Genomic DNA, 26,689 nt, shown 5'->3' with positions numbered 1-26,689 from the left:
GAGCATTCCCATGAAGAAACTCGGTTTTTGCATTGCTGCCCTGTTTGCCGGATCGACCACCGCGCAGGCCTCGACTCTCTTCATGGGATCGTACCCGGACAAGATGCTGGTGATGGATGAGGCGACGGGCGCGATTCGGGACCGCATCACGCTGGCCTCGGGCCTGCCGACGTCGATGCGCCTGTCGAATGACAAAGGGAAAATCTACGTCACCACGATCACCACCAGCGGGATAGAGGTGATCGACACGAAGACCAAGAAAGTGGTCAACTCGTTCAGCCTGAACACGCCGACGGTGCGCTACCGCTTCAACGGCGGCGTGCCCGATCCGACCGGGCGCTACTTCTACACGATGATCCAGAAGTTCGAGAAACTGAGCGATCGCTACACTGTCAGCCCGCAAATGTTCGGCGTGATCGACCTGCAGAAAAAGGCCGTGGTCCGCACCGCCGATGTGCCGGATGAGGATGTGCGCAATGGTGCCGGGCGCGGCAACTACATGCTGTCCGCCGATGGCAAAACGCTGTTCCTGATCCGCGACAAGGTGCTGGTGATCGATACCGGCGAACTCAAGGTCAAGGACCGGCTCGAATTCTCGAAGCCCGAAGCGACCGGGATCGAAGGCGTCAGCTTCGGCGGCGGGGTGGAGACGCTGCGCAACCCGAACGAATACGTCTCGCTGTTCAACGCGCAGGATCCCTATATCCGCAACAAGATCTTCGGCGTGGGCCGCTTCGATCTGGCGACCAAGACCTTTGCCTTCCACCCTATCGGTCCGGCGCCTGTCAGCGGAGGCATGGCAGGCCTGCAGGTTTCGGCCGACATGAAAGAAGGCTGGACCGTCGTTACGCAGGAGAAGGTCGGCAACAAGCGTTGCGAGTTCTGGCACCTCGATCTGACCACCAACCTGGTCAGGAACAAGGCCGAGTTCCCCTGCCGCACACGCTTCCAGTTCGGCCTCTCGGGTGACGGCAAGATGCTCTACATCTATGGCGCGAGCTACGACATCGAGATGTACGACACGCAGACGCTCCAACACATCAAGACGGTCGATCTGGGCAATGACACGACCGGTGCCGGGATGATCATCACCCAGTGACGAGCGGCGTCATCCTGCGCGGGAGAGGAGTTGCGGTTTCGACCGCCGCCCATCTGCTGCGCCGGGCAGGCCTTGCGCTGGAATGCGAGACCGGCACGCGCCGCGCGGTGCCGGTAATCATGCTCAGCGATCCCGCGCTGGCGCTGCTGCGCGACGTTTTCGGCAAGCCCGGTCTGTTTGCCGACCGGGTCCGGATCGAGCGCCGCGTGGTGCGCTGGGGCACCGGCGAGCCGGTCGCCATGCCGCATGGTGCAATCGTCGTGAGCGAGGACGACTTGACCGATGTTCTGGAAATGCTTCCCCAGCTAAACGTTCCACCATCGAACAATTTCAAAGCTTTGATGACGCTTCACGGCCAGTCGCCGTTCCCCGCCGCGCCCATGCAGCGCTTCGGCGAGCGGCTTTCGGCAACAGCGCGCGTGAGGCTTGCCGACGAAGCCGCGCCTGCCACCTGCTGGATCGAATCGGTCGATTACGGCTGGTTGTTCCTGATCTCCGATGGTTCAGGCGGAGCGTGGCTGCTGGCAGTGGGCGGCGCCCCCGAAGCCCTTGCCGCACAGGCCCCGATGATCGCCCCGCTGATCGAATCGATGGAGCCCGCCAGCGCCACCTTCGACACTTCACCCCGGATGGTGGAACAACTGGCCGGCGAAGGCTGGCTGGCGCTGGGGACCGCCGCGATAGCCTTCGACCCGATCTGCGGCGACGGCACAGCGCAAGCCGTGCGCGAGGCAATTCTGGCTGGCGCGGTGGTGACGGCTGTGGCGCGCGGCGAAGACCCTGACGCCTTGCAGACGCACTATCAGTCGATGCTGCTGGCCGCGATGCGTCGCCACTTGCAGATGTCCTTGCCGTTCTACGGCGGGGCCGGTTCCGCGCCGTGGTGGCGCGAACAATATGCCGCATCACGGGCGGGCTACGACTGGTGCACGCAGCGCCTTTCCGCAATGCCCGAGCCGCGCTTTGCCCTGCACGGTTTCGATCTGGTGCGGCGGGGTCTGGCAGCATGACCGCGCCGAAAATCGCGCCATGGAGTACCTATCTGCGGCTCTGGCCGTGGCTCAGACCTTACGCCCCGCGCCTTGTGCTGGTGCTGCTCGCCAGTCTGATCGCCACCGGCCTCACTCTCGCGCAACCGCTGATTTCGAAGCTGATGATCGACGAGGCGCTGATCAAGCGCGACTGGTCCATGCTGGTGCGCATCGCCGGACTCATGGTGGGCGTGACCGTCGGCGGCTTCGCCGTCAACGCGCTGGTTTCGTACCGATACGTCGCGCTGTCTGCCGCGATGCTGTTCGACATGCGCGTATCGCTGCTGCGCCACCTGCAAACGCTGTCCCCGCGCTTCTACGGATCGTTCCGGCTGGGCGACCTGATGTCGCGGCTGAACAGCGATGTGTCCGATGTGCAGCGCGTGGTCGGCGATACGCTGCTGTCGGTTGTCAGCAACGTGCTGTTCTTTGCAGGCAGCGTGACAATGATGCTGTGGCTCGACTGGAAACTGTTTCTGGTCGGCACAATATTGGTGCCACTCGCCGTCGCCAGCTTCCTGCATTTCCAGCGCCGGATGACCGAACTTTCACGCTCCATGCGCGAGAGCGGGGCGGACATCGGCAGCCTGCTCGTCGATACGATCATGGGTATGCGCACGGTCAACGCGCTGGGCGCGGAAGCCCACGAGGCCGAGCGGTTCCGCGCGGCCAATGGCGGGTTCATCGCAGCGATGCTGCGGATGCAGACTGTCTCGTTCATGACCGGCGCGTTGCCCGGCACGATCGTCACCGCATCGAGCGCGGCGGTGATGATCTACGGCGGCAAACAGATCATCGACGGAACGATGACCATCGGCGCGCTGGTGGCCTTCATCACCTATCATGGGCGGCTGCTCGGCCCGGTGCAGGCGCTGATGGGCCTGACCGCCAGCCTTGCCACGGCGCGTGTGGCGCTGGCGCGGATCTTCGAGCTGTTCGATACGGAGCCTGACGTGCGCGAAGCGGCATCGCCGCAGCCGCTGCCCCGCGTGTTGGGCGAGATCCGGCTGGATGGTGTGTCGATGGACCACGGGCGCGAAGAGGTGCTGCGCGATGTGGACCTCGTCATTCCCGCAGGCGCGATGACCGCCATTCTCGGGCCATCGGGGGCGGGCAAATCCACGCTGGCGGACCTGCTGGTGCGCTTCCACGATCCCGTGGCAGGGCGCGTCACCATCGACGGAACGGACTTGCGCAACGTGGCTTTGGCCGATCTTCGCACCCGGGTGCTGCTGGTCGATCAGGCACCGTTCCTGTTCAACGCAACCATCGCGCAGAACATCGCCTTTGCGCGCGGCGAAGCATCGCATCAGGAGATCGCGGCAGCGGCGAGCGCGGCAGGGCTGGACGCGCTGCTCGAACGCCTGCCCGAGGGACTGGAAACGCGCACCGGCGAACGCGGCCTCGCCCTGTCTGCCGGGGAGCGCCACCGCATCGCCATCGCCCGCGCACTGCTGCGCCAACCCGATGTGCTGATCCTTGACGAGCCGACCGCAGCGCTCGACGAAGCAACCGAGCTGGTCGTCGCGCGGGGCCTTCGCCGGGCCCTGCCCCACGCCACGCTGATCGTGATCACGCATAAGCCCGCGCTGGCCGAAATGGCCGATCAAGTGGTGCGGCTGGAGCATGGCCGCGCCACGGTGGGGCCGGTGGTGACCGCCCATGGCTGAATCCCCATGGCTGAACTGATGCGCATCGCAGTGATCGACAGCGGGGTGCATCCCGCGCATCCGCACATCCGCGCAGACCGGTTGCTGCCAGGGCTGTCGCTGCTTGCCGATGGCACGGTGCTGCGCAGCGATGACGAGATCCTCGACAAACTGGGCCACGGCACGGCGGTGACAGCGGCAATTCAGGAGCAGGCACCGGACGCGCTGATCCTGCCGATCCGGGTATTCCGCGAGGGCCTGCGGGCAAGCGCGCGGGCGCTGGCAGGTGCTATCCGCTGTGCCATCGAGGCGCGCGTGGACATCATGAACCTCAGCCTCGGCACAACCAATCCTGCGCACGGCGATGTGTTTGCGGCGCTGGCGGATGAAGCGATGCAGGCTGGCGCGCTGATCGTGGCAGCGCGCGAAGCGCAAGGGGTGCCATGCTGGCCGGGGTGTCTGCCACAGGTTCTGGGCGTAGGGCTGAATTGGGACATTCCGCGCGGGGTTCCGTGCCTTGGGGCTGACGGGGAGGTCATGGCCTCGGGCTTCCCACGGCCGATCCCCGGCGTGGCACAACAGCGCAACTTGTACGGGATCAGCTTTGCCGTCGCGCAAGTGACCGGATGGGTGGCAGCGAATTTCACGGCACACCCGATCCGACGCGCAAGCGTGCTCGCCGCACTTGCGCCGATTGGCGTACACCCACCCGCCGGAGCGCGGCCTAGACAGGACGCATGATCGCCCGGACCCGTCCCGCTCCTCCCCATCTTGCCTTGGCCGAGGCGGAGGCCCTGCTGGAAAAGCAGCCTCATCTCGCGCTGAACAAGGTCGACGCGATTCTGCGCACGGCGCCAGGTTTTCCGCCTGCCGAATTCGTCGCCGCGCGCGCACTTCGGCGGCTGGGGAAGGCCAAACAGGCGTTGCAGAAACTCGATGCGCTCGCCCGCGCCAATCCGCGCGTGCCCGCGGTGCTGTGGGAACTGGGCGAGCTTGCCGCCGAGTCCGGTGACAACCCGCGCGCAGTGGCAGCGCTTCAGGCACTCACCGGGCTTCAGCCGGGGGTTTCGCAAGGCTGGTTCCTGCTGGGAAGAGCGCTGCGGGCGACCGGGCGGGCTGATCAGGCATGGCGCGCGGACCTTTCGGGGGTGCATGCGTCATCGCGCGATCCCGAACTGCTCAAGGCCGCCGTGCTGATGAACGACGGCACGCTGGAAGAGGCGGAAGCGGCTCTCACTGCGCGGCTGGCACGGCTGACGGACGATCCTCCAGCGCTGCGTATGCTGGGCGAAATCGCGTGGCGGCGCGGCGACATGACCGCCGCGCTTGCCCATGTGGAACGGGCGGTTGACGCCGCGCCGGGGTTTGACCTTGCCCGTGATTTCCTGATCCGCCTGCTGATGCAGACCAACCGCCTGCCCGAAGCGCTGACCCATGCCGAAGCGCTGAGCGAATCGCCGGTGCCGATGCCGGGGCACGATCTGATTCTCGCCTCGGTGCTGGTGAAGCTGGGCCATCAGGAACGCGCGCGCGGGATCTACGAGCGCTTGCTCGCCGCGCAGCCCGATCAGCCGCAAGTGTGGCAGAACCTCGGACACGTGCTCAAGACGCTGGGCGCGCAAAGCCCGGCGGTGGAGGCCTACCGCGAGGCGGTGACGCGGCAGCCCTCGATGGGTGAGGCGTGGTGGAGCCTAGCCAATCTCAAGACGGTGAAGCTGGGACCGGACGACATCGCCGCGATGGAGGCGGCGCTGGCCTCGCTGGACGGGCAGGACGAGGAGCGCAAGGAGGACGTGTTCCACCTGCACTTCTCGCTCGGCAAGGCGTATGAAGATGCGAAGGATTACCCTTCTTCCTTTGCCCATTACGACAAGGGCAATGCCCTGCGCCGAACGATGGTGCGCCACGATGCAGACAGCTTTACCGCCGAAGTGCGTGCGGCAGCTCAGGCGTTCAGTGCCGCTTTCATCGCAGGCGTGGATGCGGGCGGCTGCCCTGCCCCCGACCCGATCTTTGTCGTTGGCCTGCCGCGCTCCGGATCGACGCTCGTCGAGCAGATTCTGGCAAGCCACAGCCAGATCGAAGGCACGATGGAATTGCCCGAGATGATGATGATCGCCAGCCGCTTGCAATCGCGGGTGGACGAGGGCGAATTTGCCGATTTCGCCGCGATGATCTCCTCGCTGACGCCCGCAGACCGCACCCGGCTCGGCGCGGAATACATCGAGCGCACGCAGGTTCACCGGCAAACAGGCCGCCCGCTGTTCATAGACAAGATGCCGAACAACTGGCAGCATGTCGGCCTGATCCGGCTGATCCTGCCGAACGCGAAGATCGTCGACGCCCGCCGCCATCCGCTGTCATGCTGCATTTCCGGGTGGAAGCAGCACTTCGCGCGCGGCCAGACGTTTACTTACGATCTGGGCGAAATCGGGCGCTATTACCGCGATTATGTGGGGCTGATGGCCGATTTTGACCGCGCCGCGCCGGGGGCGGTGCACCGCGTGATCTACGAGGACATGGTCGCCGATACCGAAGCACAGGTGCGCCGCGTGCTGGGCTACCTCGGCCTGCCGTTCGAGCAATCGTGCCTGGAATTCTACAACAATGACCGCGCGGTGCGCACCGCAAGTTCGGAACAGGTGCGCCAACCGATCTTCCGCGACGGGCTGGAACCCTGGCGCAACTACGGACCGTGGCTAGCCCCGCTCATCGAAGCGCTGGGGCCGGTGCTGACCGACTACCGATAGACGCAGCCGTCGAGCGCTTCGTTCTTCACCACCGAGACGCGGCGTGCGATCGAATTGCCATGGCGGCGGGTAAAGCCGCCTGCGCCGTTGACTTCGCGCTCTTTCGGGAGCGGCAGGACCGCAGCAATGCGCGCGGCTTCCACCGCGCTCAGCTTGCGCGCGCTTTTGCCGTAGTAGCGCTGCGCCCCTGCCTCGACGCCGTAGGTGCCGATACCGGTTTCAGCGACGTTGAGATAGACTTCCATGATCCGGCGCTTGCCCCAGATCGTCTCGATCAGGACGGTGTACCAGGCTTCCAGACCTTTGCGGACATATCCGCCACCTTGCCACAGGAACACGTTCTTGGCGGTCTGCTGGCTGATCGTCGACCCGCCTCGGATGCGACCGCCCTGCTGGTTGCGCTTGAACGCCTGCATGATTGCCGCACTGTCGAACCCGTTGTGCAGGCAGAACTTGCCATCCTCGCCCGAGATTACGGCGGCGACCATGTCGCGGTCGATCCGGTCAAGCGGCGTCCAGTCTTTGGTGACCGAGTGTTCGTCCATCGCCATCGTCAGCGTGAACGGGATCGGCACGAACTTGAAGATCACCACTTGCGCGACCGATATGAACAGGAACGCCGCAACCAGCTTGGCCACGAGCCAGCCGAAACGGCGCAGCGGACCGGCGGGGGCGGCTTCGGGGCGCCGTGCGTTCTTGAGCTCTTCGATCATCTTCGCGCGAACTTATCCGCGAACGGGCCTATCTGGCAATCGTGTGAATTACGCGGCGTCGTTCACGCCAGTTGCGAATGGCGATGGAGCCGTTCGGCAAGGCGCTGGAGCGAGGGAATGGCGATCCTGCGCCCCTCCTTGACCACCAGTCCCTCGCGGATCAGCAGCGAAAACTCGCGGGTCACGGTTTCGCGATTGGTGCCGATGCGGGCGGCGAGTTCCGCCTGCGTTGGAATGCGGGCAATGACCGCGCCGCCGCCCTGAGACGGGGGGCCGGCAAGGCGGACCAATTCAGCCTGAAGCCGGGTGCCGACGCCCATTGTCGAAAGCTCGTAAATCCGGTTGGTCAGGTAGCGCACCTGATGCGCAAGGTAGCGCGCCAGCCACATGGCGACCACGGGTTCGCGTTCTATCAGGTTGACGAACGTGTTTCCGGGAATGACGATCAGCGTACTGCCCGCCGATGCGACAACGTCTGCCGAGCGCGGTTGTCCGTCGATTGCCGCAAGCTCGCCGAATATCTCGCCTGGCCCGATCGAACGCAGCACGGTTTCGCGCCCTTGCGCCGAAACCAGCGACACGCTGACGCAGCCTTCGACCACGAGATAGACATCCGTTGCGGGCAGGCCAACCGCCAGCAGGACCTGGCCCTTGCGCACGCGCACCGCCCGCCCGTTGTCTGCAAGGATCTGCCGCACGTCTTCAGGCACGGTCAGATTTGATTCCGGCATACTCGGGCCCCTGCCAACTGAGTTTCGCTTTGCAATGCCTTACAGTCCGAAATGGTACTGTGTCGAGGATCACAGCCAATCTGTGTGCTGGCAAACGGCGAGCTGGCCATAAGTTCGGTATCAGGGCAGCTACTGCAACGACTGCCGAGGCCCTGTGTCCCGTTACCTCATCTGGAATTCGGGACCTGGCCCGCTTGATATCGAATTCAGGCGCGTTGGCGAGGCTGTGCTCAGGCCCTCTCTCCTCATCGTCACGCCGACCGGCACCGTTGCGGTTCCCCGTGAAGACCATGATGACGTCGCGCGTTTCAGGCTATCAGAGGCAGACGTCGCGCGGCTGCGCTCATCAGAACACGAATTGCGCGCGCCGTGCCTCGCATTCCAGTGCGATGCCTTTCTGTCGACCAGTTCGGACAAGCGCCGCTGGGGATGGTCGATCCGGGTTTCGCGCAAGGGCAAGCCATTGGCCGGACAGCACCTTGACGGAACGCCCCTGCCCATGCGCCGCGATGGCTATACCCGTGCCCGCACCGGCCGGATCCCCGAGCATTCGGTGATGGCGCGCGATCATGATCTGATCGGGCTGGCCTGATGTCCTGTCGCAAGCCTAACAATCTTGCGGATCCGGAACGATTAACGTTGCGATTAATCGTCCGAATTGGGATGGACCGACTATCAGGCGCGGCGGCAGGGGATTCGTCGCGGCTGACCAGGGGGCGAAAAACTGCGCTGTGCCGGGGTTGGGCTACGATAATGCCGGACGAGGATCGGGTTCAGCCAGCCCGGTTCCAAGCCTTTCGGACGGAACCCTCAGCCTTGCAGCCGAACTCGAATCGGTTCGTTTCGCCACGATCCTGTTTGCCGACATCGTGGGTTCGACACGGCTCATCAGCGCGCTCGACCCGGAAGACGCGCGCGATCTGCTCGACAGCTCGATCCAGGTCATGCAGCAGGCCATTCACGAATTCGACGGGCTTGTGGTCCGCGTCCAGGGCGATGGGGTGATGGCGGTCTTCGGCGTCCACCCGGCTGCCGAAGACCACGCGCTGCGCGCTGCGCTTGCGGGACGGCGCATTGTCGATCGCATGAAAAGCGGCGAACTCGGCATCCTGCCTGCCCCTCAGGCGCGGGTGGGGCTGCACGCCGGCCCGATCCTGCTGCGGCGGCAGGACAACGATTTCGGCAGCATCATCGACGTCGTCGGCCATGCCGCGCACATCGCGGGACAGATAGAGAAGCTGGCCGCGCCCGGCAGCGTGGCGATTTCGGCGGCCACCGCTTCGCTGATCGCGGAGCCGTGCGAATTGCGCGCCGCAGGCACCGTGCCGACCGGTATCGACGGTGCGGGCGAAGCCGCATTCGAACTTGTCTCCATCGATTTTGCCAGCAGCGACCGCGTGCCGGTCAAGGGCAGCGCAACCTATCCCGTTATCGGGCGCGACGCTCATGTGGAGCAAGTGCGCAGCGTCGTGGAGCAGGCAGCTCTGGGCGGCACCGCCGGCCTTGCCATTGCGGGCGAAGCGGGCATGGGCAAGAGCCGTCTCTTGCTGGAAGCGAGCCGCGTGGCGGCAGGTCTTGGCGTCACATTCGTGGCGGTCCGGGGCAATGCGCTGACGGCGGCCGTGCCGTTCGGCAGCCTTGGCCCGGCGGTACGCCTTCTGGTCGACCTGCTGCGCCCGTTCTGCCCCGATCCCGCCGTCGCCGCTGGCCTCACGGCCGAGCAGGCGGGCTGCCTTGAAGGGTTCATCGGCAATCTGGGCGACTGGCTGCCCACCTTGCAGCCGGGCGATCGCAACCGCATCGCCACCCAGACCATCCTCGGCCTCGTCAGGCTTGGCGCAGAGCATATGAAGCTTCTGCTGCTGGTCGACGACGTGCAGTATCTCGACAAGGAAACGCTGTCGGTTCTGGCCGGTATCCGCCGCAGCGCCAGCCTCGGCATGATCGTGGCGGGGCGGCCCGAGGCAAAGGGCCGCATGGCCGCACTCTGCGGACGCCCCACCGAACTGCCACCGCTCGCCCCGGAGGCGGCGCGCAGCCTGATCGCCATCGTCAACCGCTCCTCTCCGCTGGAAGAGGACGTGATCCGCCACATCCTCGACCGCGCCGATGGGCTGCCGCTGGCGCTGCAGGAATTTACCGTCACCGCGCAGTCTGACAACGGCACAGCCCGACTGCCCGCGCGGCTCGACAACTTGCTGGCCGAGCGTCTGGCCACTCTCGACGAGGACGCGACGCGGCTGTGCCAGTTCTGTGCTGCGCTCGGACAGGCCTTCCCCGCCAGCCGGTTGCGCAAGGGCGCAAGCCTCGTCTGCCGCAATCCGGCGGCGGCGATTGCCCGGCTGATGGACGGTCGGGTGCTTGAAGCATCCTACGGCGATGACGTGCGCTTCACTCATCAGCTAGTGCAGGAAGCAGCCTATCGCACGATGGCTCGGCGGCGGCGCACCGCAATGCACTTGCGTCTGCTCGAGATGCTCGAGGACGGTGCCGGAGAAACCGGCAAGGCCAGCTTTGCCGAGCTTGCCACCCATGCCGAAAAAGCCGGACTGCCCCAGCGCGCGCTTGCCCATTTGTGGGACGCCTGCACCGAAGCTCTGGGCATCGCCGCAATCGATTCGGTGCTGCTGCTCTACCGCCGCGCCCGCGACGTGGCGGCGCAGCTCGACCCGCAGGCAGCCGCGTTCGAGCGCGCGCGCTTTGCCTTGCTCGCCATCGACACGCTGCAGCAGCTTTCGCTCGAACAGGAAACGCGGCCCGACATCCTTGCCGTCGCCGACGGGACCATCGACATGGGCCCGGCGATGCGCACCGTGGCGCGGATCAACATGGCGCTGCTCGACTGGATCGATGGCGCGCCGGAGCAAGGTGCCGTCTGGCTGGCCGAGGCAGAGGCCGACCTCGACAAGCGCGACAGCCTTCCGCGCCGGACGTTCGTGGACGTGGTTGGCGGCTACATCGCGTTTTCGCGCGCGCAGCCGGAAGAGGCCATCGCCCGGATCGAACGATTGGGCGCGCGGCTCGACGATGGCCTGCGCGGCGCGACATTCGGCGCGGTGGTGGTGATCCCCCACGTGCTCGCGCGCGCTTTCGGGGCATGGTATCTCGTTGATCTGGGCGAAGTGGCCAAGGCGCGGTCATGGATTGCCGAGGCGCTCAATCTCTCGCGGCGGTTCAACCACAAGTATTCACGGCTGCTGGCGGGCCTTGCTCACGGCTACCTGCATTACCGCGAGGGACGTACGGCGCGGGCACTGGTGATCCTGCGCGAGGCCTATGCCGATTGCCTGCGCTACCGGTTCTTCGGCTTTGAACCGGCCTGTGCCAGCTGGCTGGCGCTGTGCCTGATTGAACAGGGCCTGCTGGACGAAGCGGGCGCAATCCTCGCCGGATCTGTGCAGCGCGGCCATTACCGGCATGTTCGCACCGCCGCGACCTATTATCTGCACGAAGCTCGCGCGCGGCTGGCACTGGCGCTTGGCGATCTTGGCGAAGCAGCGGCCCGCGCAGACGAAGCGCTGGAACACTGCCGCGCTTGCGGCGAGGCCATGCACGAGCTGCATGCGCGCGTGCTGTGCGTGGAAGTTGCCGCAGCGCAGGGCAACACGCCCGGGCGACAAACGCTGGCCGATCTGGCCGCTGACGTGGGCGCGCTGGGGATCGTTCCGCTCGCCAAACGCCTCGCCGCACTGCAGGCCAGGGCATGACCAGCGCGGCGGACGTCACCGCCGAAGGGCTGACCCTGCTCGACCCGCTTGCCCCTGCGCTCAAGCGCTTCCGCGACCTTGAAACCGGCGACACCCGCGTTTTCCTCGCCGCGCGGCACGATGTCGTGAGCGAATTGCTGTGCGATGAGGCGACGTTCTCGCTTCGCCACTATGACGAACTCCTTCAGCAAGTCGCCGGGCCGGTGCGCTATCTGGTCGGCGAGAACGACGCCAACCGGCAATTGCGGATGCGGCAATTGCTGGCGGCGCAGGCCCACGTCGACAAGGAGCGCGGCGCTTTGCCGCCGGAAGGCGCGCCCAATCTGGCACCCGCCTATCGCGCGTGGATCGCCGAAATGGCCCGCGCCGAGGCGGACGGCATTCTGGACGTGCTCGAAACGCGCCGCCGCACCGGCGAGACGATCAACTTCGTGCGCGAATATGCCTTCCTGCTCGCCTATCGCATGGCGCGGCGGATCGTCGGCGTCCCCGCGCCGCGCAAGCCCGGCTGGTTCGTGCGCGGCGTTGTGCTGGCGCGCAATCTCATCAGCCCCGGTCCATGGGTCCGCCTCAAGGGCGAGCTAGGCACGGCGACCACCGCGCTGACCTTGCAATTGCCGCTGTTCGGCCACGTTTTCGGCACGGTCACGACGAGCCCCGGCTGGATGCAGGCGATCTGCCGCCCGACCGTGCGCACCTTGCTGGATGCTTTCGACGAAGCCTGGGACATGCCGCAGATTGGCGAGGCGACAAGCCTGCTTGCTGCGATGCGCGAAGTCGAACCTCAGTTCGGCGGCGTTGCCGGATACGAAACGCAGGCGCGCAGCGTGCTGTTTGAGCTGACCGGGGCGCTGGTGATGATCGTGGCCAAAGCCTTGGCCGACATCGCCGGGCTCGCCACCTCGCCCGCGGGCGCGGCGGCGGGGATTGACTGGAATGGCCTCCTCGCGCGGCTGGGCGATCCGGCGCTGTCCCCCGCCGAGCACGACGCCACGATCAACGAGATGCTGCGGCTGGTCGACGGCAGCCGACTGGTGCGCACGGTGCGCCACGATTGCCACTGGCGCGGAACCGACTTGCGCGCGGGCGACCGCGTGCTGGTGCTGACCACATGTGCATCGCGCGACCCGGCAGCCTTCCCCGAACCGGGACGTTTCCGGCCCGATCCGGCACGGCCCTACATCACCTCCGGCCCATTGCAGGGGCCGCACGTCTGCTATGGCCGAATGATGGCCTGGACGATCCTGCGCGAGGGCCTGCTCGCCACGGCGGGACGGATCGTGCCCGTGCCGGGTGCGCGGCTCACCACATTCGGCACCTTGCCCGACGACCTGCGCTTTGCCCCTGCCCCATGAGGATCTGCCTGTGAGTGTCAAACAGGACTTCGTGACGATTGCCATTCCGTTCAGTGACGACAGCGAATGGTGCGAGATTGCCCTCGCCGACGTGACCCGCGCGGTCGAGGCACTGGACAATCCCGCCGAGGAAAAGCTGGCCAAGCGGCTGCTGGATACGGGCGTCATCCACTTCGTCAGCATGCACGCCGTCACGCCCGAAGCCGCAGGCGCCAAGGCGCACCTGCTGATCGAGGCGACGGTTGACGGCACGGCAGACGAAGGCATCGCCGCTATTGCCGATGCGATGGGCGCGGACCTTCTGCCGATCCTGGCCATGACCAGCGGGATCACTCACTTGCGCGAAGTGCAGCCTCTGCTCCAGCGCCACAGCCACCGGCTGACCAGCGGGCCCTTCCGCTTCGGCGGCGCGCTGGGGGGCTTGCCTTTCACCGGGCTTCCGGGACTTTCAGTAAAGGCCATCGGTCGCAATCGCGACATCGTGAAGGCAGCGCGCGAGGTGATCATCGCGCAGCGCGCCATCTCCAGCCTGCACGGCCCGCAGACGCTGTTCTGCGCGGTCGAGCGCGCCCTGCGCGATACGCTGGCGCAGATCGGCGACAAGGCCCCGCCCAAGCTCGCCTTTTCCGAAACCGCCGACGCGCCCTGGCTGGAATTCGAGCGCACGCACTGGAGCTTCGGCTTCATCGGGCGCGCCTTGCGGCAGGCGTGGCAACTGCTGGTGATCGGTTTCGCCCTGCCCTATGTGATCGCGCTGGCGGTCCTGTGGTGGAGTGGACTTTCCTTGCCGGGCGCCGTGGCGGCGGCAATCGTACCGGGCTTGTTGACCACGGCGCTGATGCTTGGCCTGTTCGCCGTGCTGCTGCGGCGGGACGAGAACGCCAACACGCCGGTGGACCGCACGCCCGCGCCCGCCGCGCTTGGCGCAATGATGGCGCGCGAGAACGCTGCGAGTTCGGTCCAGAACCACATGATCAGCATAACCCGGCTGCGCGGCGGCTGGGTGCGCCGCCTGTCGCTGTCGCTGGCGTTCAGCGCAATTGCGCTGATGGCGCGGATCGGGATCATGCGCAGCGGCTTCCTTGCCACGATCGGCACGATCCACGCCGCGCGCTGGCTGGTCCTGCCAGGCACGCGCCAGCTGCTGTTCTGCAGCAACTACGACGGCAGTTGGGAAAGCTACCTCGAAGACTTCATTACCAAAGCCTCCGAAGGCGTGACGGCGGTGTGGAGCAACGCCGAGGGCTTCCCCAAAACGCGCCTGCTGTTTTTCGATGGTGCGACTGACGGCGACCGCATGAAACGCTTTGCGCGCTGTTCGATGCGGCCCACCGCATTCTGGTTCTCCGCCCACCCGGACCTCACCTGCACCACGATGCGCAAGCACGCGCTGATCGTCAGCGGCCTGCTCTGCAAGGACCGCCTGCAGGCCTCGCCGTCCGACGCGGAAGCGTGGCTCGACCTGTTCGGCTCGATCCCCCGGCCAGACTACGGACTGCAGTACGAGGAAATCCAGACAGTCATGTTCGGCGGCCTGCGCCGGCATCCCCGCAGCATGATGGTCGCCTTGCGCTTCGGCGCAGCGCAGACCGGCGGCGGCCACCCTTACGCGCACGTGCAGCAATGGCTGGCCGATCTCTACAAGGCTGACATGGTGGCGTTTGGCGACAAACCCGCCGAAGACTTCGTCTGCAACATCGCCTTTTCCGGCGAAGGCCTGCGCCTGCTCGGCCTGAGCGACGAACTCGCTCTCGAAGGCGCGGGGACCGAACAGGGCTTTGCCCCCGCCTTCGCGCTGGGCATGGCGCATGACAGCCGAAAACGCCTGCTCGGCGATCCTCAGGCACTGGCGTGGGACGAGGGCGACGCGCATGTCGTGCTGTTGCTTTATGCCAAGGACGATGCGGTCACTGCCCGGTTCCAGCAGACCATCGACGCCGCGCTGGCAGCGGGCCTCAGCGATCCGGTAACGATCCAGACCGGCCTCGACAGCTTCGATCTCACTGCATTCAAGGACGCGTGGGAGCGCAGCACCGATGCGGTTTCCACCCCGGCGGACGGCCAGCCGCTCACCCCCGCCCGCGCCGCGTCGGACGATGAACTGACGGCTGAACCGTTCGGCTTTGTAGATGGCGTATCGCAGCCCCTGGTGCGCGGTTTTCCGGGGCGGCACGGCGCGCCCGATCCCATCCATGCCGTGGAGCCGGGGGAGTTCATCCTCGGCTATGCTGACAACCGCGGGTTCTATCCGCCCTCCCCGCTGATTGCGCGGAAGATGGACGGGTTGGGCATGAAGCCCGAGCTGATCCTGCCCGCACCCCCGCCCGACCAGCCCTCGCTCTATCCCGACTTCTCGAGAGCGGCGGCGATGGCGCGCGATTTCGGGCGCAACGGCAGCTATCTGGTGATCCGCCAGCTGGCGCAGGACGTCGGCGGCTTCCGTACCGCTCTGGATGGCCACGCGCAGAAGGTCTGCCACCAGCCCGATGTCATCAATCCGCACAACGGCAACCTGCACCGCACGCGCGAGTGGCTCGCCGCAAAGATGCTCGGGCGCTGGCGCGATGGATCATCGCTGGTCGACTATCCCTTCCGCCCTGCCTTCAAGAGCGGCGCAGCGGCCATCGCCCGCAACGATTTCCTCTACAAGGACGCCGATCCGCAAGGCCTGCGCTGCCCCTTCGGCGCGCACGTGCGGCGCAGCTTCCCGCGCGATTCGATGGCGCAGACCGATCCGGTCGAGCTGTCGGTAAGCAACCGCCACCGCCTGCTCCGGCGCGGACGGCCCTATCTGGGCGAGGACGGCAAGACCGCCGAGGGCACGCTGTTCATGTGTTTCAACGCCGATCTTGAGCGGCAGTTCGAATTCGTCCAGCAAACATGGGTGGGATCGCCGGTGTTCCATGGCCTTGAACGCGAGCCAGATCCCTTCGCCATGCACGCAGGCGACAAGGCACTGGAAGACCAGCGCTTCACCATTCCGGGGCGCAATGCCTCGCTCGAACTCTGCCCGGTCAGTCGCCACATCACCCTGCTCGGCGGCGGCTACTTCTTCATGCCGGGCCGCCACGCGCTATGGTTTCTGGCCGGAAGCGCCTTCGCGGCAAGTGATGCCAAGCTGGCGCTGCCCCCTGCCTGCTGAAGTCAAAGGGCGTGCTAATGAAAAACGGCCGGACTTGCGCCCGGCCGTCTGTCATTTCTCACCCCAAGCCCAGCTTACATCGCCGGGACGAGGTGCTTTTCCGTAGCGATGCGCTGAATCGCCTTCTGCAGCTTTTCAAAGGCGCGCACTTCGATCTGGCGGACGCGTTCGCGGCTGACGTTGTAGACCTGTGACAGCTCTTCCAGCGTCTTGGGCTCGTCCACCAGACGGCGGTCGGTCAGGATATGACGCTCACGCTCATTCAGGCTGTCCATCGCTTCGACCAGCATTTCGTGGCGATAATGCGCTTCTTCGGCGTCGGCCACAGTCTCGTCCTGCAAAGGCCGGTCGTCGGTCAGCCAGTCCTGCCAGCTGCCTTCACCGTCCTCTCGCATGGAGACGTTGAGCGAGGCATCGCCGCCCATCATCATCCGGCGATTCATGTTGATCACTTCCTGCTCGGGCACGCCCAAGTCGGTTGCGATCTTCTTGACATCATCGGGATGAAGGTCGGTATCCTCGAAAGCCTCGAGGTTCTTCTTCATGCGGCGCAAGTTGAAGAACAGCTTCTTCTGCGCGGCCGTCGTGCCCATCTTGACGAGCGACCAGCTGCGCAGGATGAACTCCTGCATCGAGGCCTTGATCCACCACATCGCATAAGTCGCCAGACGGAAGCCCCGATCGGGCTCGAACTTCTTGACGCCCTGCATCAGGCCGATGTTGCCTTCGGAAATCAGCTCGCTGACCGGCAGGCCATAGCCGCGATAGCCCATGGCGATCTTCGCCACGAGACGCAGATGGCTCGTCACCAGTTGTGCGGCAGCTTCGGGATCACCATGTTCCGAATAGCGCTTGGCGAGCATGTATTCCTGCTCGGGCTTCAGCACCGGAAACTTGCGGATCTCGGAAAGATAACGATTGAGGCTGGCTTCGCCGCCCAATGAGGGCACGGTCAGCGCGGTTCTCTTCTCACTCACCTGAACTTGTCCTTTCTCGCGTCGGTTCCCTGAACACGGCCCCCTGATGGGCGACCGGCGGCGGGACCACACATTTGCGGAGCCCCCTTGCGAACGACTCCAATGCTTTTGTCTCTACACCATCGCCAGTACTCTTGCATCCTGCCCTTCAGCGCAGAGTTCGACGATAAGTTCCCGTATATCGACGGGCGTCGTGCTGGTGAAGTGCAGGTTCTTGCCGCTGACGGGGTGAACGAAGCCCAGCTCCGCGGCGTGAAGCGCCTGGCGGTGAAATCCGAGCCTTGAAAGTAGCGGCCTGAGCCGTGAAGGTGCGCGTCCATAGACAGGATCACCCAGTAGCGAATGACCGATTGACGCAAGGTGAACGCGGACCTGATGAGTCCTACCGGTTTCGAGGCGGCACTCGACCAAGGCGGCGTCGCTCAGCACCGCGAGCGTCTTGTAATGGGTGACCGCGTGCTTTCCCCTGCCCTCTTCGACCAGCGCCATCTTCTTGCGATCGTGATTCGAGCGCGCAATCGCCCCGCGCACCGTGCCAGAAGGCGGCATCGGCGCGCCAGCCGTCACGCACTTGTAGGCGCGGACGATGGAATGGTCGGCAAATTGCCTGGCCAGCCCCTCATGCGCAACGTCGGTCTTGGCGACCACCAGCAGCCCCGAGGTATCCTTGTCGATCCGGTGAACGATCCCCGGCCGCGCCACACCGCCGATGCCCGAAAGCTGGCCACGGCAGTGATGCAGCAGCGCGTTGACCAGCGTGCCGTCAAGGTTCCCCGCCGCCGGATGGACGACCAGCCCGGCAGGCTTGTCGATCACGATCAGCGCATCATCCTCGTAGATCACGCTCAGCGGAATGTCCTGCGCCACGGCATGGGCAGGCGTCGCTTCGGGCACGGTAATCGTGAAGGCCACGCCTTCAGGCGGCTTGGCCGAGGCGTTGGCTGCGCGCACCCCGCCGATGGCCACACGACCCTCGCCCAGCAGCGCCTTCACCCGCTCGCGCGAAAGCCCGCTGACCTCGGCCAGCGCCTTGTCGAGCCGCAGCCCGCCGGGCGGAATCCTGCCGGAAATGATGCTGTCTGACGCCCCCATCACGCAGGATATGGGAATGCGCACGCGCGAGAGCAAGAGCGCTCAGAAGCTGAATATAACCCGCATGATCGCCACGACCGCATCGCTGGCACCTTGAATTCCACCGGGGTTGTGAATCCACTGAACATCGGGCTGAACCGTGAGCGAAGGGGCAAGCGTGTCAGATACGGTCAGTTCCACGACCGTCTCGTTGCCCGCCGTGACGCCGGCCAGACGCTGCTGGTCGCGGAAATGCCGATTGGTCCAGGCGTGATGAAGACCGAGCGATACGCGGCTGTCCGGCCTCGACGCCACAACCGGGGCCATAAGTGCCCCAGCCTGAAACCCACCGCCAAACGGCGTGGCGTGACGATCGGACAGTCCCGCGCGGAAAAATGCGGTAACGGTGCCGCTCTCGCTTGCCACCAGATCGCCTTCGAGCACCCCATAGATGCCGCGTGACGGTTTACGCAGCGGCATTCCATCGGGCGTCGTTTCAAACAGGTCCTCAGGATCGCGGGAATAGGCCCAGACGCCCACCGCACCGCGCAGGCGCGCGCCCGACCGGCCAACTTCGCCCATCAGCAGCACGCCGTCACGGAAGCTGAAATCCACCCCGCCTGCATCGCCGATGGTACTGGCCCGCGCGTTGATCACGGCAGCCCGCACGAACGCGCCGTCCGTGCCCACCGGCACATGAATGCGTGCGGCAAGCGCGCTCGATGGAAAGATCGAAGGCCCGTTCGGCCCGGTCGCAGCAATTTCGGAGCCGATGCCGAAGGGTGGTGCAATCAGCATCACGGCAGCGTCGTTGGCGTAAAACTCGCTGTTCACATCATAGAGGCCAGCGCGCAGCGAGGCACCGCCCCCCAGACCCTGCTCCACCCAAGCCTCGAACAGCCGCAGGCCGGCATCCGGCACCTCGATGTTGTCCACGCCCTGCAGCGTGCCGATCACATCGTTCGGCCGTGCGCCGCGATTGTCGAGCACATAGACGTGCATGGTCGCGCCGTCCCATCCCGCCAGAGCGGCAAGGTCGAGATCGGCGGTGAGATCGACATTGGTCAGCGCCCGCAGCTTGCGGTCGCAAGCGCCCGCCATCTGGCCGACCAGATCGACAGTGACCTCGGCCGCCAGTTCCACTGGACGATCCTGCGCGGCGCAGGCCGCCGGAAAGAGAGCGGCCACCGCGCCGAACAGGTAAAGGGCGCGAAGATTCATCATGCGGCCCTTGCGGCACGATAAGGCTTCGGTGAAGCGGCATGTCCGATATCGAATCGCGTAAGCTGCCGCATGACCTCATCGATTGAAGCAATCACGGTGCGGCTGGCATCGCTGACCTGTTCGGCAACTGCGCTGTTGCTCTGGGTGATCTGCTCGATCTGGCGGGAGGTTTCGTCGATCGAGCGCAACGAGACATTCTGCTCGCTCGCGCCGACTTCAACCACTTCCATCACCCGGTTGATCTCGTCCATCTGGCCGGTGATCGCTCGCAGGCTGGATCCGGCATCGCGCACCAGCCGGACACCCTCGCCGATTTCGTGCGAGGAATTGGCGATCAGCGCCTTGATCTCGTGCGCCGCATCGGCGCTGCGCTGGGCGAGCGCACGCACCTCGCTGGCGACGACAGCAAAGCCCCGGCCCGCATCACCTGCGCGCGCGGCTTCGACCCCGGCATTCAGCGCGAGGAGATTGGTCTGGAACGCGATTCCGTCGATCACACCGACGATCTTGCCGATTTCCTGCGAACCCGTTTCGATCCTGTCCATCGCCTCTTCGGCATGCTCGATCACCTTGCCGCCCCGATTGATCTCTGCGCCGACGCTGTCCACCGCGCTGCGTGCCGTCGCCACGGCCTCGGTAGACCCTGCCACACGCTGGGCCAGGCTCGCAATGGCCGCCGCTGTCTCTTCAAGACTGGCCGCCTGATTGGAATTGCGATTGGAAAGGTCGCCCGCCGAACTGCCGATGTCCTGCGCGACCGCGCCCAGACGGTCGGTCGATTTCACCATCGAAGCCAGCGCGGCGGCAAGCGCGCCAAGCGCCGCGTTGAAGTCGATCCGCAGCTTCTCGAACGGACCAGTCAGCGGCTGGGTGATCCGGTAGCACAACTTGCCTGCCGCCAATTCGCTGAGGCCCGAGCCAATCGAGGCAACGATGTCGCTTGCCTGACGCGACGTGGCGGCCCTCGCTTCAACCAGACTGTCGCGCAGTTCCATCACCGAACGCGCCAGATCGCCGATCTCGTCATTCCGCCCATCCACTGCCAGGGTCACGCCCAATTGGCCCTCGGCCATGGTGCGCACGCCCCCGGCGATGCCGGTGATCGGCTCTACCAGATAGAGGCGGGCTGCCCGAACGATCCATCCCAGCAGGAACAGCACCGCAAGCAGACTGCCGAATGTGATCAAGAGCGCCTGCGTCGCAACGGCATTGGCATCGTCCGACGTTTCCTGCGCGTGGCTCTGTACCGCATCGGAAACTTTCGCCATCTCGCCTTCGAGCTGTTCGAACAGGGCCTGAAACTGCCGCAGTCTGGCATCGTCGGGAACGGTTCCGGCGGCCGCTTGCGCGGCAATGTCGCGGCCGGTCTGGACATAGGCACGGAAGGCAGGTTCGGCCGCGCGGCGGGCCGCGATGACCGCTGGCGCGTCCGAGACACTTGCCGTCACGGCCATGTGCTTTTCGAAATCCTCGAGACGCTCGGACAAATCAGCGGCGGACTGCGCTGCATCGATCGCGCCTGTCTGGCGTGAAGCGACGATGCTGACCACTTCGGCGCGGATCGCATCATGGCCCATGTCGGCTTCCATGTGATTGCGCAGCAGGCCCGTTGCAGCATTGATACTGACCAGAGCGCCCTTCTGTCGGCTCATCCCGAAGGCGCTGAGCGAGGTCGATGCCACCGCGCCAAGCGCAAGGATCAGGCAGCCTGCCCAGACCTTCCGCATGATCGTCTGCTTCTGCAACATCGGCCTGATCCCCGGCTCACCTCCGTGCCAGGCCGATCCGCCATGGGCCGCCAACTGACGCGAAAGTCCTGATGCTGCCGAGAATGCCAGCAACCTGTGAATTTCCAGCCTGCCCTGACCTAGGGTCAAGACTTAGAGCGCGATGGCAGGAACCGCTACGCGGGACGCGCCGCGATCGCACGGCGACGGCGTTCGGCCAGCGCCGCGAAGGCCGCGCCGAACAGCAGCGTCGTTCCGGGCTCGGGAACCTGGGTTGCTCCGCCCTTCCATGTCGGCAGGCTCCATGACCCGCCGAACAGGATGTCGAAGAAGCCGACGACCGGCGCCATCGTGGTGGTCGTGCCAAGCACGCCGGTGGTCGAATAGCCGCCGCTCTCGCCAATCTGGAAGCCGTAACTGCCCCGGAAATTGAGGCTGCTGCACGAAATGCCGACAAAGCAGGAACTGTCGACCACGCCAACGCGGTTGGTGGCATAGTCATAGTTGTAAGTCGGCGCATCCCACCCGGCGGTGCCGGCTATGGCCGAGGGAAACGACAGGCTGTAGCTATCGGCCTTGGCATCATAGACGATGGTGTACCCACCGACCGATGGTTGCCCGGTGGTGGTGGGATTGAAGAACGGCGCGGACAGCGACGGACCGCTCGACAAGGCATAAGTTCCCAGCGCCGCCACATTGCCGTTGATGTCACGCGGCGGGGCAGAGACGACATTGAGCTTGTAGATGCCATCGGCCGCAACCTGCCCCGTATAGGCACTGCTCGCCAGATAAGCGCCGGTGGGCACCGTGACGTTATAGGAAAACTGGATCGTATCGCCCGCGATCAGCGGAAAATCGGGCAAAGGCCCGGTATAGGGCACTGTCGGCACGGGCTGGCCCACCGGCGTGACCGAGCCGGGAACCTGGATGCGGATCGTCTGCCCCGGATCGTTGCTGACGGTGCCGGTAAAGGTCACCGGAATCGTCGTGAAGCCGGGCGCGGTCTGCGCGTGGGCTGGGAGCACAAGACCAAATCCAATGGCGATGGTGAGCGTCCTTGCCAGCGTTTGCAGAGTCATTGCTTGTCCCCTTTGATCTTGCCCTGCCCATCAATTGCGCGATCCCTACGTCTCCAAAAGCGCGATAAGGTTAACTTCCCACAGTGGGACAGTTTCGCGCAGTAGCGCTTGCAGGGCGCAGTGCCGCCCGGCACAGTCCCGCCGAGATGACGGTTACGATAACCCCGCAGGCCCATGCCCTGATCCTGACTGCCGCGTGGGCTGCGCATCCGAAGGAAGCTTGCGGATTGTTGTTGGGCACTGGCGACGAGGTGACAGAGGCTGTTGCGGTGACGAACGTCGCGCCCGATCCCACCCGGCACTTCGAGATCGATCCCGCCGCGCTCATCGCCGCGCACCGCGCTGCGCGGGATGGCTCTGCCCCCGAGGTCATCGGCTACTTCCATTCGCATCCCAACGGGCTGGCCCGCCCCTCGGCCACCGACGCGGCCAGCGCGGCGCGGGATGGGCGGGTGTGGATAATCGTTGCCGACGATGCGATTACGTGTTGGTGCGATGGGCCGGGGGGCTTCGAACCGCTTTCCTACGCGGTCACAGGCGGCTAAGGCTGGTCCTCGAACGATGAGACGAAGCTGCTCTCCGACCCGTCCCGCGCTCTTTTTTGAAGAGCGATGCGAACCTTTGGGGAGGGGGCCGGTTTTGCTCTCTGGACAGTGTAAACTGTGTAAACCTGTTAAGGCAGAGGGATAGATTCCTGAACATGACCGTTTCCCCCGTCGATCTTGCCAGCCTGCTCTGTTCGCGCCTGTGCCATGATATGCTGAGCCCCGTGGGCGCCCTTTCCAACGGTCTTGAACTCCTCGCCGAGGAGAAGGACCCTGAAATGCGCCAGCGCTGTTTCGAACTGCTGGAGCAGAGCGCCAAGGCCTCGGCCGACAAGCTCAAGTTCTTCCGCCTCGCTTTTGGTGCAGCGGGCGGCTTCGGCGAGCAGATCCCGGTGAACGAGGCGCGTGCGCTGATCGATGCGCTGGCAGGCAGCAACGGCCGCGTCTCGGTCAACTGGATGTTCGGCGTGGACGCGCTGGCCAAGCCTGCGGTCAAGACGCTGCTCAATCTCGCGCTGATCGGCCTTGAAGCGCTGGTACGCGGCGGCACGCTCGACATCGGTGCCGAAGTGCGTGCCAATGGAGACTTGGGCGGCACCACGGAAATCGTGGTGCGCGCCGCAGGACAGCGCGTGGCCTTCGACCCCACAATCGCGCAGGCGCTCGAAGGCACGCTGCCTGCGGGCGAGCTTTCCAGCCGCACCGCGCCTGCCGCCATGGTGCATCAGCTGGCCGCTTCGGCTGGCGGCGGGGTGCAGGTTCACGTGACGGCGGAAAGCCTCGTCATGGGCGCGGTGCTGCCCTCGGCCTGACCATGCGGCGCTGGCTCGTCCATCGCGAGGTGCCATCGCCCAACTGGAACGAGCGCAAGCTGCCGATCTCGATGGTCGTGCTGCACTATACCGGGATGGAAAGCGGCCAGGCCGCGCTCGACCGGCTGTGCGATCCCGCTGCGGAAGTGTCCGCACACTACATGATCGACGAGGACGGGACGGTCACCGGACTTGTCGATGAAGCCAAGCGGGCGTGGCATGCAGGGCGCGGGTCGTGGCGCGGGATCACCGATGTCAATTCGGCCTCGGTCGGAATCGAGCTGGTCAATCCGGGGCACGAGTTCGGCTACCGCCCGTTCACCGACGAACAGATCGAGGCGCTGCTCCCGCTGCTGGCCGACATCGTCAAGCGCCACAACATTCCGCGCGCCAACGTGGTCGGCCATTCGGACATCGCGCCCGCCCGCAAGGATGATCCGGGCGAGCTGTTCCCATGGGAAGTGCTGGCGCGGCACCGTCTGTGCCTGCCCACTCCCAAGCTGAAGATGCGGTTGCTGTTCGACAACGACGGCGCGTTCTTCCTCGCGCTCGAACGCTTCGGCTATGACATTACCGACCAGAAGGCCGCAGTGCGCGCATTCCAGCGGCGCTGGCGTCCGCAGCGGATCGATGGCGAGGTGGACGGACAGATCGGGGCATTGCTGTTCGAACTGCTGTTGGAACGCGATCTTGGTCATGCTAGGTGACCGCCCGTGCCAGGGGGCCGGGCAGCCGCGTTGTCGCAAGACACCGAGGAAAGTCCGGGCTCCACGAAACGATGGTGGCGGGTAACGCCCGCCGGGCCTGCGGCTTCACCGCCAAGGGTCAAGGGAAAGTGCCACAGAGAGCAGACCGCCCGATGGTCGCAAGACCGGACGGCAAGGGTGAAAGGGTGCGGTAAGAGCGCACCGCGCGACCGGTGACGGAAGCGGCATGGCAAACCCCACCTGGAGCAAGATCGAATAGGGACTGCGCGTTCCCGCAAGGGAACAGGCCTGTTTCGGGCCAGCAGTCCGGGTTGATTGCTTGAGCGTTCCGGCAACGGTCCGCCTAGAGGAATGGCTGCCAGTGCCGATACGGTCCACATGTGGGATACCGTCGGCGCTACAGAACCCGGCTTACAGGCTCCCTGGCACGTCAATTCGGTTTCCTGCGCCGCGCCAAGACGGTAGGGGAAACGAATGTCCGGCGGTCATCATCATCACAACCACGATCATGCCCACGGGCACGGTCATTCGCACGCGCCTGCCAGCTTCGGGCGGGCCTTCGCCGTGGGGATCGTGCTCAACCTCGCCTTCGTGGCCGTCGAGGCGGTTTACGGCGTTATTGCAGGCTCGATGGCACTGGTCGCCGATGCGGGGCACAACCTGTCCGACGTGCTGGGCCTCGTCATTGCCTGGGGCGCGAGCGTGCTGGCGGCACGGCCACCCTCGGCGCGGTTCACATATGGCTTCAAATCGAGCTCGATCCTCGCAGCGCTTGGCAATGCCGCGTTCCTGCTGATGGCGCTCGGCGCGATTCTGGTCGAGACGATCCGCCGGTTGATCGATCCCGAACCGGTGGCAGGCGGGCCGGTGATGATCGTGGCGGCCATCGGCATCGTGATCAACACGATCACCGCGCTGATGTTCATGCGCGGACGGCATCACGATATCAACATTCGCGGCGCCTACCTGCACATGGCGGCGGACGCTGGCGTATCGGCTGGCGTGGTCGTGGCCGGGCTGCTGATCACGCTGACCGGCGCGCAGTGGATCGATCCGGTGACCAGTCTGGTGATTGTCGGGATCATCGCGGTGGGCACGTGGGGCCTGCTCAAGGATTCGCTTAAGATGAGCCTGCACGCCGTGCCGCCGGGCGTGGATGAGCGCAAGGTTCGGCACTTCCTGACTGGCCTGAACGGCGTGGAAGCAGTGCACGATCTGCACATCTGGCCGATGAGCACGACCGAAACCGCATTGACCGCACATCTCGTCATGCCCGGTGGCCATCCGGGCGACGGCTTCCTGCACCACCTTGCGCACGAACTGGAACACGATTTCGGGATCGGCCATGCGACAGTGCAAGTCGAGACGATTGACGGCCACGAATGTGCGCTGGTGAGCGACGCGATCGTTTGAAGTTGCGCGTCTGACCTGACCTTGCGGGCATAGCCCCAAAGGACATGGTGCGAAGCTGCGCGCACACGTTCATTTGGGGACCGGAGACTTTCCAACCGGGGCAGATCTACCCCTCTGCCCCGGTCCTCCCTTCGACGTTCTGGTCACTTCGTTCCCTTCGACCGGATGTTCCCTTTCTGGCGCGCTGTCTTTCGGCAGCGCGCCTCTTTTTTGTTTGCGATCAACACCCTGCCCGAAGGGTCATGTGGTTTTCACGCCCCGGCACACCACCTTTGAACGCGGACGGGGCAGGCCGGCGCGCGTTCGATTGGCGCCGGACCTTCTCAATTTCAGAGCAAGGAGTTTCCCATGAGCCGCAAGTTCCTGATTGCCGCGCTGGCCGCCACCGCAGCAACCGCCATTCCCGTTTTCGCAACGCCTGCGCTGGCCGCGCATCACGAAAAGAGCGTGATGGTCGGCGGAGCAGCCATGCTGCCGAGCCGCACCATCGTCGAGAATGCCGTAAACTCTGCCGATCACACCACGCTGGTCGCCGCTGTCAAGGCAGCCGGTCTGGTCGACACCCTGAACAGCGATGGTCCGTTCACCGTGTTCGCGCCCACCAACGCCGCCTTCGCCAAGCTGCCTGCCGGCACCGTCGACACCTTGCTCAAGCCCGAAAACAAGGCAACGCTCACCAAGATCCTGACCTATCACGTGGTGGCCGGCAAGGTTTCGGCGGCTGATCTGGTCGCCAAGATCAAGGCCGATGGCGGGAAGGCCATCTTGACCACGGTTGCAGGCGGCACGCTGACCGCATCGTTGATGGGCAACACGGTCATGCTCACCGATGAAAAGGGCGGCATGGCGCACGTGACGCAGGCTGACGTCTTCCAGAAGAACGGCGTGATCCACGTGACCGACGCGGTTTCGATTCCAAACTGAAGCCAGATGCCCACACCCAACCCTTCCCGCTTG

General features: G+C 65.2%; 21 protein-coding genes and 1 other RNA gene. 15 read left to right on the top strand and 7 right to left on the bottom strand.

Going from position 1 to position 26,689, the window contains the following annotated elements:
- Positions 1 to 10: 10 nt before the first annotated feature.
- The 5 genes from RM192_RS02750 to RM192_RS02730 are packed head-to-tail and all read left to right on the top strand — an operon-like array spanning position 11 to position 6,529.
- A complete protein-coding gene (locus RM192_RS02750; protein ID WP_311506051.1) occupies positions 11 to 1,099 on the top strand; it encodes a hypothetical protein in 1,089 nt (362 codons plus the stop codon).
- The gene (locus RM192_RS02745) at positions 1,096 to 2,109 is read left to right on the top strand and encodes a hypothetical protein (protein WP_311506050.1); all 1,014 of its coding nucleotides are present in this window, start codon (positions 1,096 to 1,098) and stop codon (positions 2,107 to 2,109) included. The genes RM192_RS02750 and RM192_RS02745 overlap by 4 nt, the downstream gene beginning before the upstream one ends.
- On the top strand, positions 2,106 to 3,800 hold the full coding sequence (locus RM192_RS02740; RefSeq protein ID WP_311506049.1) for an ABC transporter ATP-binding protein: 1,695 nt from the start codon (positions 2,106 to 2,108) through the stop codon (positions 3,798 to 3,800). Before RM192_RS02745 ends, RM192_RS02740 begins: the two co-directional genes overlap by 4 nt.
- 6 nt (positions 3,801 to 3,806) lie before the next feature.
- Positions 3,807 to 4,520: a S8 family serine peptidase gene (locus RM192_RS02735; RefSeq protein ID WP_311506048.1), complete on the top strand. Its 714-nt coding sequence runs from the start codon at positions 3,807 to 3,809 to the stop codon at positions 4,518 to 4,520.
- Positions 4,517 to 6,529: a sulfotransferase gene (locus RM192_RS02730; RefSeq protein ID WP_311506047.1), complete on the top strand. Its 2,013-nt coding sequence runs from the start codon at positions 4,517 to 4,519 to the stop codon at positions 6,527 to 6,529. Before RM192_RS02735 ends, RM192_RS02730 begins: the two co-directional genes overlap by 4 nt.
- Here the strand turns inward: RM192_RS02730 and mtgA are convergent.
- Together mtgA and RM192_RS02720 are read right to left on the bottom strand one after the other, a co-directional pair.
- On the bottom strand, positions 6,520 to 7,242 hold the full coding sequence (mtgA, locus tag RM192_RS02725) for a monofunctional biosynthetic peptidoglycan transglycosylase (protein ID WP_311506046.1): 723 nt from the start codon (positions 7,240 to 7,242) through the stop codon (positions 6,520 to 6,522). The two genes, RM192_RS02730 and mtgA, sit on opposite strands and share 10 nt — an antisense overlap.
- A 62-nt stretch (positions 7,243 to 7,304) precedes the next feature.
- Entirely contained in the window at positions 7,305 to 7,973 is a 669-nt protein-coding gene (locus RM192_RS02720) for a Crp/Fnr family transcriptional regulator (RefSeq protein ID WP_311506045.1), read from the bottom strand.
- A gap of 226 nt (positions 7,974 to 8,199) precedes the next feature.
- On the opposite strand from RM192_RS02720, the gene RM192_RS02715 reads away from it, so the two are divergent.
- From RM192_RS02715 to RM192_RS02700, 4 genes are all read left to right on the top strand, one after another.
- Entirely contained in the window at positions 8,200 to 8,565 is a 366-nt protein-coding gene (locus tag RM192_RS02715) for a hypothetical protein (RefSeq protein ID WP_311506044.1), read from the top strand.
- A gap of 148 nt (positions 8,566 to 8,713) precedes the next feature.
- On the top strand, positions 8,714 to 11,680 hold the full coding sequence (locus tag RM192_RS02710) for an AAA family ATPase (RefSeq protein ID WP_311506043.1): 2,967 nt from the start codon (positions 8,714 to 8,716) through the stop codon (positions 11,678 to 11,680).
- Complete coding sequence (locus RM192_RS02705) at positions 11,677 to 13,035, top strand: cytochrome P450 (RefSeq protein ID WP_311506042.1); 1,359 nt, start codon at positions 11,677 to 11,679, stop codon at positions 13,033 to 13,035. The genes RM192_RS02710 and RM192_RS02705 overlap by 4 nt, the downstream gene beginning before the upstream one ends.
- Positions 13,036 to 13,045: 10 nt before the next feature.
- Positions 13,046 to 16,177: a hypothetical protein gene (locus tag RM192_RS02700; RefSeq protein ID WP_311506041.1), complete on the top strand. Its 3,132-nt coding sequence runs from the start codon at positions 13,046 to 13,048 to the stop codon at positions 16,175 to 16,177.
- Positions 16,178 to 16,251: 74 nt separating this feature from the next.
- Here the strand turns inward: RM192_RS02700 and rpoH are convergent, their stop codons facing one another.
- The 5 genes from rpoH to RM192_RS02675 form a co-directional block, all read right to left on the bottom strand.
- Positions 16,252 to 17,154 (bottom strand): RNA polymerase sigma factor RpoH, encoded by a 903-nt coding sequence (gene rpoH, locus RM192_RS02695; protein ID WP_311506039.1) that lies wholly within the window; start codon positions 17,152 to 17,154, stop codon positions 16,252 to 16,254.
- A 114-nt stretch (positions 17,155 to 17,268) separates the two neighbouring features.
- Positions 17,269 to 18,246 carry an RluA family pseudouridine synthase gene (locus RM192_RS02690; RefSeq protein WP_311506037.1) on the bottom strand — a complete coding sequence of 326 codons (978 nt, stop codon included), beginning with the start codon at positions 18,244 to 18,246 and terminating at the stop codon, positions 17,269 to 17,271.
- Between the two features lie 42 nt (positions 18,247 to 18,288).
- Positions 18,289 to 19,446 carry a carbohydrate porin gene (locus RM192_RS02685; RefSeq protein WP_311506036.1) on the bottom strand — a complete coding sequence of 386 codons (1,158 nt, stop codon included), beginning with the start codon at positions 19,444 to 19,446 and terminating at the stop codon, positions 18,289 to 18,291.
- The gene (locus RM192_RS02680) at positions 19,446 to 21,326 is read right to left on the bottom strand and encodes a methyl-accepting chemotaxis protein (protein WP_311506035.1); all 1,881 of its coding nucleotides are present in this window, start codon (positions 21,324 to 21,326) and stop codon (positions 19,446 to 19,448) included. The genes RM192_RS02685 and RM192_RS02680 overlap by 1 nt, the downstream gene beginning before the upstream one ends.
- Before the next feature lie 26 nt (positions 21,327 to 21,352).
- Complete coding sequence (locus RM192_RS02675; protein WP_311506034.1) at positions 21,353 to 22,255, bottom strand: PEP-CTERM sorting domain-containing protein; 903 nt, start codon at positions 22,253 to 22,255, stop codon at positions 21,353 to 21,355.
- Between the two features lie 146 nt (positions 22,256 to 22,401).
- Between RM192_RS02675 and RM192_RS02670 the strand changes: the two genes are divergently transcribed.
- The 6 genes from RM192_RS02670 (at position 22,402) to RM192_RS02645 (ending at position 26,656) form a co-directional block, all read left to right on the top strand.
- Complete coding sequence (locus RM192_RS02670) at positions 22,402 to 22,800, top strand: M67 family metallopeptidase (protein WP_311506033.1); 399 nt, start codon at positions 22,402 to 22,404, stop codon at positions 22,798 to 22,800.
- A gap of 155 nt (positions 22,801 to 22,955) precedes the next feature.
- Complete coding sequence (locus RM192_RS02665; RefSeq protein WP_311506032.1) at positions 22,956 to 23,612, top strand: histidine phosphotransferase family protein; 657 nt, start codon at positions 22,956 to 22,958, stop codon at positions 23,610 to 23,612.
- 2 nt (positions 23,613 to 23,614) lie between these two features.
- A complete protein-coding gene (locus RM192_RS02660) occupies positions 23,615 to 24,319 on the top strand; it encodes an N-acetylmuramoyl-L-alanine amidase (protein WP_311506031.1) in 705 nt (234 codons plus the stop codon).
- A gap of 9 nt (positions 24,320 to 24,328) precedes the next feature.
- Positions 24,329 to 24,749: RNase P RNA component class A (rnpB, locus tag RM192_RS02655), an RNA gene on the top strand.
- A 44-nt stretch (positions 24,750 to 24,793) separates the two neighbouring features.
- Positions 24,794 to 25,732 (top strand): cation diffusion facilitator family transporter, encoded by a 939-nt coding sequence (locus RM192_RS02650; RefSeq protein WP_311506030.1) that lies wholly within the window; start codon positions 24,794 to 24,796, stop codon positions 25,730 to 25,732.
- Positions 25,733 to 26,080: 348 nt separating this feature from the next.
- Complete coding sequence (locus tag RM192_RS02645; protein WP_311506029.1) at positions 26,081 to 26,656, top strand: fasciclin domain-containing protein; 576 nt, start codon at positions 26,081 to 26,083, stop codon at positions 26,654 to 26,656.
- Positions 26,657 to 26,689: the final 33 nt, after the last annotated feature.

The organism is Novosphingobium sp. MMS21-SN21R, assembly GCF_031846015.1.
Taxonomy (GTDB): Bacteria; Pseudomonadota; Alphaproteobacteria; order Sphingomonadales; family Sphingomonadaceae; genus Novosphingobium.
Note: the sequence above shows the minus strand (reverse complement) of the source record. Positions and strands in the feature narration are given on the sequence as shown.